Raw genomic sequence first — 15,378 nt, 5'->3', positions numbered from 1 at the left:
ATTTCACAATTTATTAGATAAATGGTAAACATTGTTAAGTGTCAAGTTTTGTTTGTTAAAATACACTGATAATTGGTTGTAACCAATATATTAAAGGTCTATAATAAATGAATGATAAAACATTTATCAAATAAAATTCATTTTAAAATATTGGGTGTTATTTTTTGCCCAAGCTACAACCATTTTTTTAACAAGCAGAAGCAATCCCATGAAAAAACCTTCTTTCACACAATTTGCGTTATCAAGCCTATTGGCTATCGGTGCGTTTGGTGGATTGGCGGTCAGTCAATCGGCTATGGCAGGTTGTACTTGTCAAGACCGTGGTATAGATATGGGTGGCAATTTATGTGGCATACCCAACTTCGTAACTGGCAAAATGGATGCGATATTTGAGAAAGTCTGTACCGCTGATAGTGGTGGTTACACCCCTTCTCCTGAACCCGACCCGACCGTTTTGCGGGGGCAAAGCGATATTGCGGTGGCGTTAAGCCCTAGCACAGGTGTGGTGGGTGTGGCTTCTTATTCATGGGACGATGCAAGTTTCAACCAATCCATGACATGGGGCATGGAGGATTTTGCCCTTGCGTCTTGCCTTGACAAAACCAATCATCTAAACACCCAAAGTTATAATCATGATGTTGTAAGAAAAATCATCAAAAAATACGGCAAAAAAAGTGATTGCCAAGTCGTCAAAAAAACCGAAAATTTGGGCGAAAATTTAATTGCGATTTTGCGTGGTCAAAAAAGCAACGGTCAATACGCTGTATATTGGACAACTCGTGAAGATAAATACCATTTATTTTCACAACAGCAACCTGAATTTAAACAATTACTTGCCAAATGCCAAGCCGAAGCGACCAATTGTGAAATCATTGGGCAATATGGCGATACAACTGAGATTGATTAAGTTTTAACTTTTAACATTAGACCTCTTTCCAAACCTTAATAGTGATTTGGTATAATACTGATTTTTAGAAAAAACAGCAAAAGCATGATACCCGAACAAGCAGAAAAACTCAGTGACGCACAATTTAAACGCTACTTTGGCATCCAAAGAAGTACCTATACTCATATGCTCACCATACTACAAGAAGCATACAACGAACAACACAAAAAAGGTGGCAGGAAAAATGAAATCAGCCTAGAAAACAAGCTCATGCTGACTTTGAGTTACTACCGAGAATATCGCACCCAATTTCACCTAGGGCAAGACTTTGGTATCAGTGAAAGTGCTGTCTGTAAAACCATCAAATGGGTAGAAAGCATACTGATAGCCCACAAAGACTTTGCCCTACCTAGCAAAAAGGCTTTATGGCAAGACCCAAACCTTGAAACCGTACTGATAGACGCAACCGAAGTACCTTGTGAGCGACCCAAAAAAAGCAACGCAGGCAATACTCAGGTAAAAAGAAACACCACACCTTAAAAGCACAAATCGTTGTCGATAAAAACAGCAAAAAAATACTTTGTACCCATTTTAGCAAAGGTAAAACCCATGACTTTAAACTTTACCAATACTCAAAAATGCGTATAAAGCCTAGTATCTTAATCCAAGTAGATTCGGGCTATCAAGGCATACACAAACACCATGCCAATAGCAAATTCCCAAAAAAGAAAACCAAGCTTAATCCACTATCTAAAGTTGACAAACAAGCCAATCGAGAATTAGCTTCTGAACGGGTAACCAATGAACATGTTATCGGCAAAATCAAACGTTTTAAAATCCTAGCCTGTCGTTATCGTAATCGCAGAAAACGCTTTGGCTTAAGGGTTAATTTGATTTGTGCCATTTATAATTTCGAGTTGGGTTAGTTTGGAAAGAGGTCTATTAAAAAAACGGATAAATTGTGATTTTATCCGTTTTTATCAAATTTTAAACAAAAGGAGATTTTATGAAAAAACCCCTTTTAACCGCCCTTCTACTTGCCACTTTGGTACAACCCACCATTGCCAAAACAGTAACGCCCACGCCAAGCGAAATGGAGCTAATCAAATCGTCCAAATACGACCACTTTACCACGCCATACGGCACATTTAACGCCTATGCAGAAACACCGCAAAACAGCCGTGAATATCTCAAAACCATTAATTTTGAACAAACGCTTGCCAAAGCCAAAACAGGCGATGCGGTCGCTCAATTTCAAATTGGCAAAATGTATGATTTGGGTATTCAAGTAAAAAAAGATACCAAACAAGCCTTTGATTGGTACAGCAAATCCGCCGAACAAGGCAATAATAATGCCAAAAATAATTTGGCAGGTATGTATCTTACTGGTAATGAAAATGTAAAGTCAGACCCTAAAAAGGCGATTGAGTTGTGGACACAGGCGAGCAAAACCGTACCGTCAGCAAAACTCAATTTGGTATTAAATAGCGACCAAGACAACAAAACCGCTATGACCACCCTAGAGCAATTATCCAATGAAAACTTTTTACCTGCACAGTTTACACTTGGGACGATTTATTATTATCTTGGCAACCCAGACGATAGAAAGAAAGGCTTTGAATTGATTAAAAAATCAGCCGAAGGCGGTCTTGTGGATGCTCAAAATTTTCTTGTGCAAGCGTATATGGGCAGATTGGCGACACTTGATGTCAATGAACGCATTTATAATGCCGAGCAAGCACAATATTGGGCAAAACGTGGTTGCAAAAACGAACACCCAATAGCTTGCCAATATCAAGAGTATCTCAAAGAGTTGCCAGTGATTTTAGAAGAGATACAAAAAGATTTAGAGAAACGACAAACACAGGAGTAATTTTATGAAAAAAATTTCTTTAACAAAATTTGCTTTAACCGCTCTATTGCTTGCCACTTTGGTGCAACCCACATTTGCCAAGCCAAAAACCATTATACAAGACAAATGGAGCAGTAGCTTCGCTCAAGGCGTTCAAGAGTACAGCGTAGGCACGGTTAATCAATATCTGTTGCTGTCGTGTGATGTTAGCGGTGGATTGGGTCATGACTTGGGCATTTATGTCGATGGGCATGATGGCGATGCGTATGATTTAAGCTTGCCAAATGTGTATTTTTTGTTTGACCAAGACCCAAAACATTACACGATTAACGCTGATATTGGCACAACGCCAAAAGCCAATTGGAATGCGTGGATTAACAAACTTGCCAATGCCAAAACCATTAAACTCATGCAAGATAATGATTTGGTGCTAGAGTTTAATCCAACAGCTCAAAGCCGTGCCAAATACAGCAAAAAATTGGTAAAAGAATGTAATGCGACTAATTTGGTAAAAGATAAATCGCTTTATCAATAATTTTTTAACTTAAACAGAAACAATCCCATGAAAAAATTAATTTTAACTTTACTGGCTACAAGCAATGTCTTTGCATTTGCCAATGTCGCTCACGCTGAATACCAACATTTTCACTCAAAAGGCTACGCAGTCGGCTGTTCGGTAGATTCTGACGAACCTATTTTTGTCGGTTGCTCTATCAAAGGCGATTATGTGAAGCACCACTATAAGCCAACCGAAGAGTGCGAGCTAGACTGGGGGCAAAACTTTGCTTTAAATGCCAAAACAGGCAAAGCTGAAATTGAATGTGCAGGCGATACTTATATCGGTGTTGATGGTAGCAAATTGCTCAAAGTAGGGCAAACGGTCAAAGGCAATGGCTGGACGTGTACGGCAATTGCAGGCGATGGTATAAAATGTATAGCGAATAATCAAAAGCATGGTTTTATTTTAAATAAAAGCAAACAAATTTTGATTAATAAATAATTAACAGGAAAATATTATGAAAAAACTCATTATCACTGCTATGTTACTCGCCACATTTGTCCAACCAACTTTTGCCAAAAATACTGAAACCTACGCAGGGACTTGGCACGATAGCACAGGCGAAACCATCAAACTTTACCAAGAACAATCAGCCGACCTTAGCAACGCCAAAAAAGAATGTGGCTCAAGTTTTGGCTATCACTACAAAACCCAAACCCAAAAAGCTGTCAAAGCCGATGTCACCGCCTTTATCAATGAAGCGACTAGCTATGCTGAAGGTGATGATAGCTACGATAAAGCCGACATCACCAACGCCAAAGCCATGTTAAAAAAATTGACAAAAGCAAGCTACCGCACCTTACAGTTTGACTGTGCGGATGGTGGGACGACTTATTATTTCTTGGATAATAAAAGTGGATTTTCTATCAGTCTTGGCTCGCCGTCATTTTTTGGGGTGATTAGCCGTTAATTTTTGATTTTATCCGTTTTAACCACAATCAGCGGAATGATTTATGAAAAAAATTATTATCACAGCCCTTGTCGCAAGTATCGCAAGCCTAAGCTCTATCGCCCTTGCCAAACCTGCCGAATTTCAATTTAGCACCCATAAATTTGACTACCAAATCCCCAAAAAAGTCACCGACTTGTGCCAACAGCGTATAAACACAGCACCAGAAGAAGATAAAGAATGGTACACTGAAAAACAATGTATGCGTGTGGATATTGAACTTATCAAAACCAACTATCCGTTCATTGATAAAGTCGTCAATGGCGATTATAACGATGCCAAAGGCAAAAAAGAACTCAAGCAAAGCTATGACGAAGATGCCGAGTACGTCTATGAAGAATTGCAAGACAAAGAAAACACCAAACTCAATCAATACGAACGCTCATCTACACTAAAACTCATTGCCACATCAGCAAATCTAGTGCAAATCAGCCGAGATGATTTTGAATATAATGGCGGGCCTCACGGCATACCAGCAAGAGCATTTTATGTCTTTGATATGCAAAAACAAAAAGAGTTAAAACTTGACGATATTCATATTTCGCCTAACGACAAGGCGAAATTAACCGCCATGCTTAAGCAAAAGTTTATTAATTATCTAAAAAATGACGAAAAAATGACCGATGAAGAAATTGCACATCATTTGGCATTTTTTGGTTTTGACATTACTGATAATTTTTATTTGACCCCACAAGGTATCACTTTTGCCTACAATGTCTATGAAATTGCACCTTATGCTGATGGATTTATTGAGCTACAATTGACCAATAAAGAATTAAAAGGTTTTGTTAAAAATGAATATTTAAACCAAAAGTTTGATAAATTTGATAATAGACCTCTTTCCAAACCTTAATAGTGATTTGGTATAATACTGATTTTTAGAAAAAACAGCAAAAGCATGATACCCGAACAAGCAGAAAAACTCAGTGACGCACAATTTAAACGCTACTTTGGCATCCAAAGAAGTACCTATACTCATATGCTCACCATACTACAAGAAGCATACAACGAACAACACAAAAAAGGTGGCAGGAAAAATGAAATCAGCCTAGAAAACAAGCTCATGCTGACTTTGAGTTACTACCGAGAATATCGCACCCAATTTCACCTAGGGCAAGACTTTGGTATCAGTGAAAGTGCTGTCTGTAAAACCATCAAATGGGTAGAAAGCATACTGATAGCCCACAAAGACTTTGCCCTACCTAGCAAAAAGGCTTTATGGCAAGACCCAAACCTTGAAACCGTACTGATAGACGCAACCGAAGTACCTTGTGAGCGACCCAAAAAAGCAACGCAGGCAATACTCAGGTAAAAAGAAACACCACACCTTAAAAGCACAAATCGTTGTCGATAAAAACAGCAAAAAAATACTTTGTACCCATTTTAGCAAAGGTAAAACCCATGACTTTAAACTTTACCAATACTCAAAAATGCGTATAAAGCCTAGTATCTTAATCCAAGTAGATTCGGGCTATCAAGGCATACACAAACACCATGCCAATAGCAAATTCCCAAAAAAGAAAACCAAGCTTAATCCACTATCTAAAGTTGACAAACAAGCCAATCGAGAATTAGCTTCTGAACGGGTAACCAATGAACATGTTATCGGCAAAATCAAACGTTTTAAAATCCTAGCCTGTCGTTATCGTAATCGCAGAAAACGCTTTGGCTTAAGGGTTAATTTGATTTGTGCCATTTATAATTTCGAGTTGGGTTAGTTTGGAAAGAGGTCTAATGATTGGAGTAAAAATTAAACGGATTATTGCTTCGCCGTCCAATCCAACATTTCATCTAAAATCGCTTTGGCTTTTGGGTCGTACATGACTTTTGGCGAATTTATCATACCCACCACCACATACCACCGTCCAGAATCCCCCTGCACGTAGCCTGCCATACTGGTAACATTTTCCAATGTCCCTGTTTTTATCCACGCCTTGCCGATGGCAGAATTGGACTTTTGCCTATAGCGTAAATCTTTCATCGTGCCTGTTTCGCCAGCCACGCTTAACGATTGTTTAAAGGTGTCAAAATCTTTATGCACAAAGGCAAAACCCAAAAAATCCGCCATACTATTTGGCAAAATCAAACAATCACGACACAGCCCAGATGCTCGGCTTATGGTCGGTGGGGTAGATGTTTTTAGGTTTTTTTGCCACCAGTTTTTGATAAAATCAAACGTCTTTGGATAATCACTCACCGCCTGTTTGTCGGCATAAATCGGCAATGACAAAGCGACTTGCTCGGTCATCACATTGTTAGAATAATGGTTGATATCACGGATTTGTTCATCAAGTGGGGCAGAGTTGATATAACCCAACAATTTTGGAGCAAATTTGTACCGCCAAAACTGCCATTTTTTGGGTGGGGTGATATGTTCTGGAAAAATAATTTTACCTGTAAAATCAGGCATGATTTTTTGCCATTCGGCACTGACAAAGCGATAAATATACTCGTCCGCATTGGGATAGCTTAGCCAATATTCGCCATCTTGACATTTATCGGACAAATTTTCGTGAAATGTCAAAGTATCAACGCTCAAATCAATGGGCAAATCTTTTTGATTGCTTGGACAAGGTTTTTTATCAGTATTGACAAAATTTTGTGGCGAAAATTGCGATAAATTTGGCGAAGATTGCACCGCAAAAACCGTTTGTTTATCAGCATTTTGTTGTTTTTTAAGCTGAATGTTAATTGTGCCAAAATTCAACAACAGTCCATTTGGCGAAGCGTTATAAGGGCGTAAGCCTTTATTATCAAAGGCTTGATTGTCAAATTGCACATTGTGAAACAAGCGATTATCAATCACCACATCGCCATCAACGTGATTGATGCCCAAATTTTTGACCATTTTTAACAAATCTGCCAATCGCTCTGCCCCAAGTTTTGGGTCGCCTGACGCTTTGATGATGATATTGCCGTACAGCGTGTCTTTCCACACAAAGCCTTGTTGATAGAGTTTGGTTTGCCAAATAAAATCTTTGCCAAGCGTCTCCAAAGCGATAAAAGTAGGAATCACCTTTTGCGTGGATGCTGGCATTCTGGGCGTGTTGGCGTTAAAACTCACCAAAGACGGCTCGCCGATGGGACGAATCACGATACTTACCGCATTGGGGTCAAGGTTTGCGGTGGCGATACGCTCGGCAATCGGCACAGGCAAATTGGCAATATCGGCAAAACTGTTTTGACAAACAAACAACATCATGCCAAACAGATATTTTTTATAAAATTTTAAAAAAAACATATTGCCAAACCTTAAGCCCAAATAAAAAACTCACTTTAGCATATTTTTTGACAAGATGAAAAAAACTTTGCAAAATTAGCGTATTTTTGCAAATGACAAAATAACATCGCCGTCATGATGGCATCGTTTAGGGCATCGTGTGTAGGCAGTTTTGGAATGTCAAAATCAGTTAATAGTTGCGTTAAATGTTTGGGACTTGCGACCAAATTGGGGTCTTTTTTGTGTAAAATTTGCTGATGTAACTGGCTGATATCAATGGTTTGGCAAGCTGATTGATAAAGCCCATGTCCATTGATACACAAAAGCCGATAATTGGGAGACTGCCAACAAATTCAAACAGTTTTGGTAACATTTCATCATAGCTGATACCATTTGCCACATCTTGCGGACGCAAGCCATGAATCACAATGCTATCATGGCTTGGCATGACAGGTGGACAACAAATCAGCGACAATGCATTGCCCGTATCAATGTGAAAACTGTTATTTTGTTGATAAATTTTGACCGCACCAAAGCTTAAAATATGGTCAGTTTTTGGGTTTAACCCTGTCATTTCAAGGTCAAGGCTCACCCATTCTTGGGCGGGTTTTTCATCAAATAAAAAGCCAAATTCTGGGCGGATTAATTGACTTTTTTGTCGTTGTTTTTTACCGCTTTGGCTAAAAAAATGGGGACTAAAAAATTGGCGAAATTTATCAAACATTATGCAATCCTTTTAACATTTATTCGGTTTTTTAACGCTGATGGTTTAGAAAATGTCCAATCTAAAATTATGGGTTAAATAAATCTTAAACGATTTTACAATGGCTAAACACTCTTTTAATAAATCTTTGTCCAATGCCGATAGATTGTTTGGATTGACTTTGCGAGCGGATTTATCTGCGGTCGTTAAAGCAACTTCAAGGCGTTTTGCCAAAAAGAAGTCCAACGCTTCTGCGAGATTTTGACTGGTTTTTTCGGGTAAAATCTGACGTTCTGCCAATATTTGTAAGCGTAATTTGGTGTTGGTCGCTGTGATATGATGTTCAAGGCACAAGGCTCGCACCCCATGCACAATCGGAAAAATCCCTGCTTTTTTTAGGTCAATATTGTCGCCTGTGCCACCTGTTAGGCGTTGCCACCAGTTGCCATCGGTGTCAAGCTGTAACACAGACTTGGCAAAACGGTTAATAAAATTGCTACTGGCATGATGATGAAATGCTTGGTGATAATGCTCAATGAGTGGCTCAAACAATGCCTTGTCGCCACAGACAAAATGTGCGTCTTGAAAAGTCGCAAGCCACATCATATTTTCGCTTTGACCGCTTGAAAACCAGTGATTGATTTGGCTTTGAAAATCGCCCAACGGCTTTCGCCATTGTGGATTATTTATCATAATCTTGCCATCGGACAACGGATAGCCCATGTTGGCTAAGGTTTGATTAAACTGTTCGGCAAATTCGCTCAATTTTATTAATATTTGTTCATCAAAAAAATCATCACGCAAAATTAACGCATTGTCTTGGTCGGTACGCATGATTTGTTCACCATGCCCTTCCGACCCCATCACAAACAAACAAGTGTTTTGAAAAATAACACTTGGCACAAGCAATTGCCAAACTTTTGCAAATACTTGCGCATTTAGGCTTTGTACCATACGGCTAATCACATGGGTTTTTGTGCCGTTTTGTTGTTGTCCACGTATAAATTTACCAATGGTTTCAACGGCTTGGGCGATATCATCAAGATTTTGGGCTTGTTCAATCCGAGCGACAATCAAATGAGAATGGTTGGTCAAATAGCTTAACAGTTCAGTCTGTCCCAATACGCCCGTAATTTCGCCAAACGCATTGATAATCGGTAAACGATGAACCCGTTCATGTAGCATTAATAATAAGGCTTCGCTCACATCTTGACTGGCTAAAATGGTGGACAATTACAAATGACAAAAATCTTTAACCGCAGTGGTATCAAAATCCGCTTGTTGTTCAATGGCATGACAAACATCAGTTTGGGTAAAAATGCCGATTTTGCTAGACATTTTGGGAATATCAGACGGATTTACGCCTGCTTTTAATAATTTATCAATATCATTTTGTCTTAATTCTGATATTAATTTTACTAAAATATGTTTGGCGTGAACTTGGTTCATTGCGACAACCGCCTGACGTAAACTGGCATTACCGTCAATAAATTGAGGCGGTTTGATGTGTTGCCCCAATAGGCTAATCGGTTGATGTAATAATTGTTGGCTTTCGCTTTGAGCAAGGCGAGATTGGCGAGTGGCAAGCCGAGCGGATAAATCAGCAAATAACAAATTTTTTAACGCGGTATTTTCTTCAATAATTTGGTTAAAAACATTTTTGTCAAAACGATAAAGTAACGACTGTTGTTGGGTAATAAACTGAAAATCGGTGGTTGTGTCATCAAGTGGATTGTCTAGGGCAATTTGGGTGGCAAACCAGTCGCCAACATTGAGATTGGCAACAAATTCTTCGCCTTGTAATTGATGAATTTGCCCTTTGATAATGATAAAAAAATCACCGTACCATTGTTTGTCAATCGGTTGCAAACTGTCCAAATATACAATCTGGCTATGGCGTTGCAAGCGTTCACGTTGCTCTTTATCCAGCGTATCAAAAGGTGGTTGGCTTAAAGCAAAAAAATCGGTGGTCATGACATCTCCTTGTCAAAGCAATCAAAAGGCAAAAAACATTTAAAAGTAAGGCTAATCTTTAAAGGTTTGGATTGATTTATTATAAAATGATAATTTTTTTTGGGCAAGGGGGGGCAAATTTTTCTTTGTCAGTCATTGGCTAAAATGAATCACATTGGGATTGGCAGTATTTTTTAAAACAATGTGAATAATTTTTCAAAAATACCAAATTTTAACAAAATCCCTATAATCAATTTGATTGCCAACAATGTTAAAATATAGGGCAATATGGTTTTTAACCAACTCATTTTGATTTTATGACGAAGTTTTGTACCGACCCACGAGCCAAGCGTCGCCATGACAATCATCATCACAAGCAGTTGCCAATAATCGGCAAACGCAAACCCCACGCTGACATAGACAATCAGTTTGGCAAAATGCACCACCGCCATCATCAATGCCCCAGTGCTAACCACCACATGATTGTCATCATAATGTTTGTTTAAAACCGCAATGTTTAAAGGACCGGGCGTTCCGACAAATACGCCCAAACCTGTCTGAATAAAACCAACGAGCCAAAATTTTTCAAATTTGCGAATCAGTTGGTTAAATTTATCCGACCAAGTAATCAGCAAAATATAAATGCCGATAAACAAAGGCACAAGCTCTAATTGAACAAAGCGAATGAGTATGCCAAACACCACCAAGCCACCGATAGAGCCAAACAAAAACGACCAAAAATGTTCAAGGGCGACATCTTTTCGCCCAAACCATGCACGACTGGCATTACTGACAAATTGGGTAACGCCATGCACAGGGACAACCGCCGCCGCAGGCATAAAAAAGGGCATAAGCCCAATCAAAATCATACCACCGCCCACGCCTGTAATGGCGGTTAAGGCGGAAGTGAGTAAATTGGCTAAAGCAAGTAAGATATCATTTATCATAAAATTATAGCACCATCGCCGCAATCCAACCAAAAATTAACAACGGAATATTATAATGAATAAAAGTCGGCACAACACTATCCCAAATATGATTGTGTTGTCCATCTGTATTTAAGCCCATCGTAGGACCAAGTGTAGAATCAGACGCTGGCGAACCTGCATCGCCCAACGCCCCAGAAGTCGCAATCAAAGCGACCGTTGCCATCGGTGAAAATCCCATCGTGATACAAAGTGGCACATAAATAGAAGCAATAATCGGCACAGTAGAAAATGATGAACCAATGCCCATTGTCACCACCAGCCCAATAAACAACATGGCAAACGCCGCCATAGGTTTTGACCCTGCGAACAAATCGGCACTTGCGGTAACAAGTGGTTCAATCTGTCCTGTAGCCTTCATTACTTCGGCAAACCCTTGTGCAGTAATCATCACAAAACCAATCATCGCCATCATTTTAACGCCTTGGTCAAACACGCCATCAGCGTCTTTCCATTTGACAACGCCTGTCGCCATAAAGGTTAAAAAACCAAACAATGCCCCCAAAATCAACGAACCTGTAAACAATCGCACCCCAAAGGCAATCAAAATCGCCCCAATCGCCACCCAAATATGATAGCTTGGCACAGTCGTGTGCATAGCTTGCCCATTTTTTTCGTTGTCAATGGCAAGGTTTTGATAGTGTCTGGGCTTACGATAACTGATAAACATCGCCACCAGTAAGCCTGTAAGCATACCCAACGCAGGAATCATCATGGTTTGCACGATGGACACATTTTTGACATTCATGCCCGCATCGGTAATATTTTTGATGATAATTTGGTTCAAATAAATATCGCCAAAACCATACGGCAAAAACATATAAGTATTGACCAGACCAAACGTCATAATACACGCCAACAGCCGTCTATCCACTTGCAAACGGTTAAACACCAGTAGCAACGGCGGAATCAACAGCGGAATAAAAGCAATGTGAATCGGAATCAAATTTTGGCTAAAACAACTCATCACTAGTAATGCCAAAAACAGCGTCCATTTGATTTTTTTGGCATTTTTATCGCCATCACTGCTGTTAATACTTTTGACAACCTTGTTAATCAAGGCTTTTGGCATACCTGAATGCGAAATCGCCACCGCAAACGCACCCAATAACGCATACGATAATGCAATTTCTGCCCCACCTGACAAGCCTTTTTGAAAACTGTTTAAAATGCCAGATTTGACCACTTCACCACCTGCGTCCGTGATATCCGACAAGGGCATACCGCTTAACATTCCGCCCACGATTGCCCCAATTAACAAACTTAACACCACATGGACACGGGCAAGCGACAGCCCAAGCATGACAACGACCGCCCACAAAACAGGATTTGTTAGCATAAACCACCTTTTATAAAAAATTAACACACTATTTAAAAAACAAAAAAAATAAAGGACGATAGTAACCGTCCTTTATCAATACTTTTTTAAAAATTACGCATCGTATGGGTCTCGCAATACGATAGTTTCGGCACGGTCTGGGCCTGTAGAGATGATATCAATCGGACATTCAATGATTTCTGCAATGCGTTTGATATAGATTTTGGCATTTTCTGGTAAATCATCAAAATTGGTAATACCAACAGTGCTGGTTTTCCAGCCCTTGACAGTTTCATAAATCGGTTTAACATTTTCATAAAACTCGGCATCGCTTGCGCCATCAAACTCGCTTTCTGGCAATTCATAACCTGTACAAATATTGATTTCTTCCAAATCATCAAGTACGTCCAGTTTGGTTAAACAAATGCCCGACAATGAATTTAACACCACCGCACGGTGCAAAATCGCCGCATCAAACCAACCGCAACGTCTAGCACGACCTGTAGAAGCACCGATTTCTTGTCCGACTTTTGCCAAATGTGCCCCAGTTTCATCAAACAATTCGGTTGGAAAAGGGCCTGAACCGACACGGGTGGTATAGGCTTTGGTAATGCCTAACACATAATCAAAATATAGCGGGCCAAGACCTGTACCAGTCGCCACGCCACCTGCGGTCGTGTTTGAGCTAGTAACAAACGGATAAGTACCGTGGTCAACGTCAAGTAGTGTGCCTTGAGCCCCTTCAAACATCAAGTTTTTGCCTTGTTTGCGAAGGGTGTTTAATTCGCCTGTTACATCAGCGACCAAGTCTTTTAACGCATCACGCCATTCATTGGCTAAGGCTAAAGTTTTGTCAAAATCCACCGCTTCCACGCCATAATATTGGGTCAATGCAAAATTGTGATATTCCAAATTGGCTTTTAATTTATCGGCAAAATCTGCACGCAATAGGTCGGCAAAACGCAACGCACGGCGAGCGACCTTGTCTTCATAGGCAGGGCCAATGCCACGCCCAGTTGTACCGATTTTGGCATTGCCACGTTTGATTTCACGAGCCTGGTCTAGGGCAACGTGCTGTGGCATGATAAGCGGACAGTTTGGCGAAATCCGCAAACGCTCACGCACAGGCACGCCAGCATCAATCAATTCTTGCATTTCTTTTAGCAGAGCATCAGGGGCAAGCACCACGCCATTGCCGATATAGCAAGTTACGCCTTCACGCAAAATCCCTGACGGAATCAAGTGCAGCACGGTTTTTTTACCGCCAACCACCAGCGTATGACCTGCATTATGACCGCCTTGATAACGAGCTACCGCACTGGCTTTTTCGGTCAGCAAATCAACGATTTTGCCTTTGCCCTCATCACCCCATTGGCTACCTAAAACCACAACATTCTTTCCCATTGGACACCTCATTTGCCTTAAAAAAGTAAAGAAAAAATCAAGAGCCTGTATTCACAACATTACGCAGTAAAATTTTACAGGTTTTTAATAAATATTTAAAAATTAACAATCAATCGCCACTTGTTGCCATGAATGATTAAGCCATTGTAACTGGTGCGTGGCTTTGGGTTGGTCTTGTTCAGACAATGCCACAACAACCGCAACGCCTTGCTCTCGCAAGTTTTGAATGGTTTGGTTAAGCGATTGATAAGATTGATGATTTTTATCCGCTAACATACTGCTAAACTCAAACGGCACAACCACCAACGATTTTTTGACCGATTCAATATGATTTTGCCAACGGGTCAAATCACAGCTAAAGCCTGTCGCATGGCGAGTTTCGCTCACATATTGATTGACAAAGCGACCGCCACGCACAATCGGCAACGACTCATTTGCCACATACACATTAAACACCACGCCTGTATGATAATGATAACCTTGCACCGCCGATACATCAATGCTAATACCCATCTTTGACGTGGCTAAAAAATCAACCAATTGGGTCAAATCATCAATCGCTTGTTTAATTGTCAAATTTTGCTTGGCATTTGGTGAAAAATTATCGAACAATTGTTGTAAATTATTGGCATATTGCCCCAAAATATAAAAATCGTGGGCATAAGTTTTGATAGCTTCATTGTCAACATTTGCCAAATCTTGACACAAGGCTTGTAATTCTGGCAAGGCTTTGTTGGCATATAAGGTAACGAATTTTTCTTTTAACGCAAGTGGTAAATTGGCAAGCTGACACAAGGTTTCAAAAATTGCCACATGACCGATATCAATATGACAATTGTCAATAATTTTGCCAGTTTTTAACAGATTTAACAGCACGTTTAACAGCTCTAAATCCGCATTTAAGCCACTTTCGCCAAAAATCTCCGCCCCTAACTGCAAGGGAATGCGAGAGCCAAACAAACCCTTTGGTAAGGTATAAACCACATGACCTGTATAACAATAACGCCCAACATTCGTGCCAAATTTTTGTGTCATATTGGCATCGATACGGGCAATTTGTGGGGTCATATCGGCACGCACGCCCATCATACGCCCTGTCAATTGGTCAATGATTTTAAAGGTTTGGCGTTTTAAATCTTCGGTGGCGTGTCCGAGCAGACTCTCGGTATATTCAATGAGTGGCGGACTGATTGGCTCATAGCCATGCGTCATCAAAACGTTTAATAACTCATGGCGTAAATTTTCTTGTTTAAAAGCTTCGGTGGGTAATAAATCCATCACACCGTCAGGCAGTAGCCAAGTGTCGGAAGTTTGTGGACTAAGATTGTGGTCAGAAAGGCTAAAAAAATGGCTAAAATTTTGTAAATTTAGGGCATTTGTCGGGCTGTTAGGGGTTGGGTTATTCACAATGGATTCCAAAAGTAAAGAATAAAATTTGAAACTTTTCCTTTTTATTGTAACATAGCAAAATCACATTGGCAAAAGATTATGCGATTTTTTATTTTTTTGTAACTATGACAAATGTGCAAAATTTTGTTAAAATAGTTC

Annotated in this window: 16 protein-coding genes; 8 read left to right on the top strand and 8 right to left on the bottom strand. The window is 39.9% G+C overall.

Going from position 1 to position 15,378, the window contains the following annotated elements; genetic code table 11:
- The first annotated feature begins 208 nt into the window (after positions 1-208).
- The 8 genes from ACGTJS_RS11720 to ACGTJS_RS11685 all read left to right on the top strand — a co-directional run bounded on the left by ACGTJS_RS11720 (position 209) and on the right by ACGTJS_RS11685 (position 5,964).
- Entirely contained in the window at positions 209-907 is a 699-nt protein-coding gene (locus ACGTJS_RS11720) for a hypothetical protein (protein ID WP_410472201.1), read from the top strand.
- 84 nt (positions 908-991) lie between these two features.
- A protein-coding gene (locus tag ACGTJS_RS11715) for an IS5 family transposase (protein WP_410471559.1) occupies positions 992-1,812 on the top strand; the annotation gives its coding sequence in 2 pieces (ribosomal slippage) (positions 992-1,376 and positions 1,376-1,812; 822 coding nt in all).
- Between the two features lie 80 nt (positions 1,813-1,892).
- The gene (locus tag ACGTJS_RS11710) at positions 1,893-2,759 is read left to right on the top strand and encodes a tetratricopeptide repeat protein (RefSeq protein WP_410472200.1); all 867 of its coding nucleotides are present in this window, start codon (positions 1,893-1,895) and stop codon (positions 2,757-2,759) included.
- Between the two features lie 4 nt (positions 2,760-2,763).
- Entirely contained in the window at positions 2,764-3,273 is a 510-nt protein-coding gene (locus tag ACGTJS_RS11705; protein WP_410472199.1) for a hypothetical protein, read from the top strand.
- Between the two features lie 27 nt (positions 3,274-3,300).
- A complete protein-coding gene (locus ACGTJS_RS11700) occupies positions 3,301-3,738 on the top strand; it encodes a DUF6636 domain-containing protein (RefSeq protein WP_410472198.1) in 438 nt (145 codons plus the stop codon).
- Between the two features lie 16 nt (positions 3,739-3,754).
- Positions 3,755-4,207 (top strand): hypothetical protein, encoded by a 453-nt coding sequence (locus tag ACGTJS_RS11695; RefSeq protein ID WP_410472197.1) that lies wholly within the window; start codon positions 3,755-3,757, stop codon positions 4,205-4,207.
- A gap of 43 nt (positions 4,208-4,250) precedes the next feature.
- On the top strand, positions 4,251-5,099 hold the full coding sequence (locus tag ACGTJS_RS11690) for an RsiV family protein (protein ID WP_410472196.1): 849 nt from the start codon (positions 4,251-4,253) through the stop codon (positions 5,097-5,099).
- Positions 5,100-5,144: 45 nt separating this feature from the next.
- Positions 5,145-5,964 (top strand): IS5 family transposase gene (locus tag ACGTJS_RS11685; protein WP_410471559.1). Its coding sequence is split into 2 segments (ribosomal slippage): positions 5,145-5,530 and positions 5,529-5,964, totalling 822 coding nucleotides; the frame shifts between segments, so codons are not numbered across the junction.
- A gap of 41 nt (positions 5,965-6,005) precedes the next feature.
- On the opposite strand, the gene dacB is transcribed toward ACGTJS_RS11685, so the two are convergent.
- The 8 genes from dacB to ACGTJS_RS11645 all read right to left on the bottom strand — a co-directional run bounded on the left by dacB (position 6,006) and on the right by ACGTJS_RS11645 (position 15,237).
- Complete coding sequence (gene dacB / locus ACGTJS_RS11680; RefSeq protein ID WP_410472195.1) at positions 6,006-7,487, bottom strand: D-alanyl-D-alanine carboxypeptidase/D-alanyl-D-alanine-endopeptidase; 1,482 nt, start codon at positions 7,485-7,487, stop codon at positions 6,006-6,008.
- A gap of 181 nt (positions 7,488-7,668) precedes the next feature.
- A complete protein-coding gene (locus tag ACGTJS_RS11675) occupies positions 7,669-8,190 on the bottom strand; it encodes an exonuclease domain-containing protein (RefSeq protein WP_410472194.1) in 522 nt (173 codons plus the stop codon).
- A gap of 45 nt (positions 8,191-8,235) precedes the next feature.
- A complete protein-coding gene (locus ACGTJS_RS11670) occupies positions 8,236-9,402 on the bottom strand; it encodes a DUF294 nucleotidyltransferase-like domain-containing protein (RefSeq protein WP_410472193.1) in 1,167 nt (388 codons plus the stop codon).
- Positions 9,403-10,143, bottom strand: a complete 741-nt coding sequence (locus ACGTJS_RS11665; RefSeq protein WP_410472192.1) for a hypothetical protein — start codon at positions 10,141-10,143, stop codon at positions 9,403-9,405.
- A 173-nt stretch (positions 10,144-10,316) separates the two neighbouring features.
- Positions 10,317-11,069 carry a sulfite exporter TauE/SafE family protein gene (locus tag ACGTJS_RS11660; RefSeq protein ID WP_410472191.1) on the bottom strand — a complete coding sequence of 251 codons (753 nt, stop codon included), beginning with the start codon at positions 11,067-11,069 and terminating at the stop codon, positions 10,317-10,319.
- A 4-nt stretch (positions 11,070-11,073) separates the two neighbouring features.
- The gene (locus tag ACGTJS_RS11655) at positions 11,074-12,447 is read right to left on the bottom strand and encodes a Na+/H+ antiporter family protein (RefSeq protein WP_410472190.1); all 1,374 of its coding nucleotides are present in this window, start codon (positions 12,445-12,447) and stop codon (positions 11,074-11,076) included.
- A 93-nt stretch (positions 12,448-12,540) separates the two neighbouring features.
- Positions 12,541-13,830 carry an adenylosuccinate synthase gene (locus ACGTJS_RS11650; RefSeq protein WP_410472189.1) on the bottom strand — a complete coding sequence of 430 codons (1,290 nt, stop codon included), beginning with the start codon at positions 13,828-13,830 and terminating at the stop codon, positions 12,541-12,543.
- 102 nt (positions 13,831-13,932) lie between these two features.
- Positions 13,933-15,237 (bottom strand): ATP phosphoribosyltransferase regulatory subunit, encoded by a 1,305-nt coding sequence (locus ACGTJS_RS11645; RefSeq protein ID WP_410472188.1) that lies wholly within the window; start codon positions 15,235-15,237, stop codon positions 13,933-13,935.
- Between the last annotated feature and the right edge of the window lie 141 nt (positions 15,238-15,378).

The organism is Faucicola mancuniensis (genome assembly GCF_046523945.1).
Classification (GTDB): Bacteria; Pseudomonadota; Gammaproteobacteria; order Pseudomonadales; family Moraxellaceae; genus Faucicola; species Faucicola mancuniensis.
This window is presented reverse-complemented; position numbering and strand designations above follow the sequence as displayed.

Bases quoted from the DNA above. Each gene is read 5' to 3' on its own strand.
- ACGTJS_RS11720 (WP_410472201.1), top strand. From the start codon at position 209: ATGAAAAAACCTTCTTTCACACAATTTGCGTTATCAAGCCTATTGGCT.
- ACGTJS_RS11710 (WP_410472200.1), top strand. From the start codon at position 1,893: ATGAAAAAACCCCTTTTAACCGCCCTTCTACTTGCCACTTTGGTACAA.
- ACGTJS_RS11705 (WP_410472199.1), top strand. From the start codon at position 2,764: ATGAAAAAAATTTCTTTAACAAAATTTGCTTTAACCGCTCTATTGCTT.
- ACGTJS_RS11700 (WP_410472198.1), top strand. From the start codon at position 3,301: ATGAAAAAATTAATTTTAACTTTACTGGCTACAAGCAATGTCTTTGCA.
- ACGTJS_RS11695 (WP_410472197.1), top strand. From the start codon at position 3,755: ATGAAAAAACTCATTATCACTGCTATGTTACTCGCCACATTTGTCCAA.
- ACGTJS_RS11690 (WP_410472196.1), top strand. From the start codon at position 4,251: ATGAAAAAAATTATTATCACAGCCCTTGTCGCAAGTATCGCAAGCCTA.
- dacB (WP_410472195.1), bottom strand. From the start codon at position 7,487: ATGTTTTTTTTAAAATTTTATAAAAAATATCTGTTTGGCATGATGTTG.
- ACGTJS_RS11675 (WP_410472194.1), bottom strand. From the start codon at position 8,190: ATGTTTGATAAATTTCGCCAATTTTTTAGTCCCCATTTTTTTAGCCAA.
- ACGTJS_RS11665 (WP_410472192.1), bottom strand. From the start codon at position 10,143: ATGACCACCGATTTTTTTGCTTTAAGCCAACCACCTTTTGATACGCTG.
- ACGTJS_RS11660 (WP_410472191.1), bottom strand. From the start codon at position 11,069: ATGATAAATGATATCTTACTTGCTTTAGCCAATTTACTCACTTCCGCC.
- ACGTJS_RS11655 (WP_410472190.1), bottom strand. From the start codon at position 12,447: ATGCTAACAAATCCTGTTTTGTGGGCGGTCGTTGTCATGCTTGGGCTG.
- ACGTJS_RS11650 (WP_410472189.1), bottom strand. From the start codon at position 13,830: ATGGGAAAGAATGTTGTGGTTTTAGGTAGCCAATGGGGTGATGAGGGC.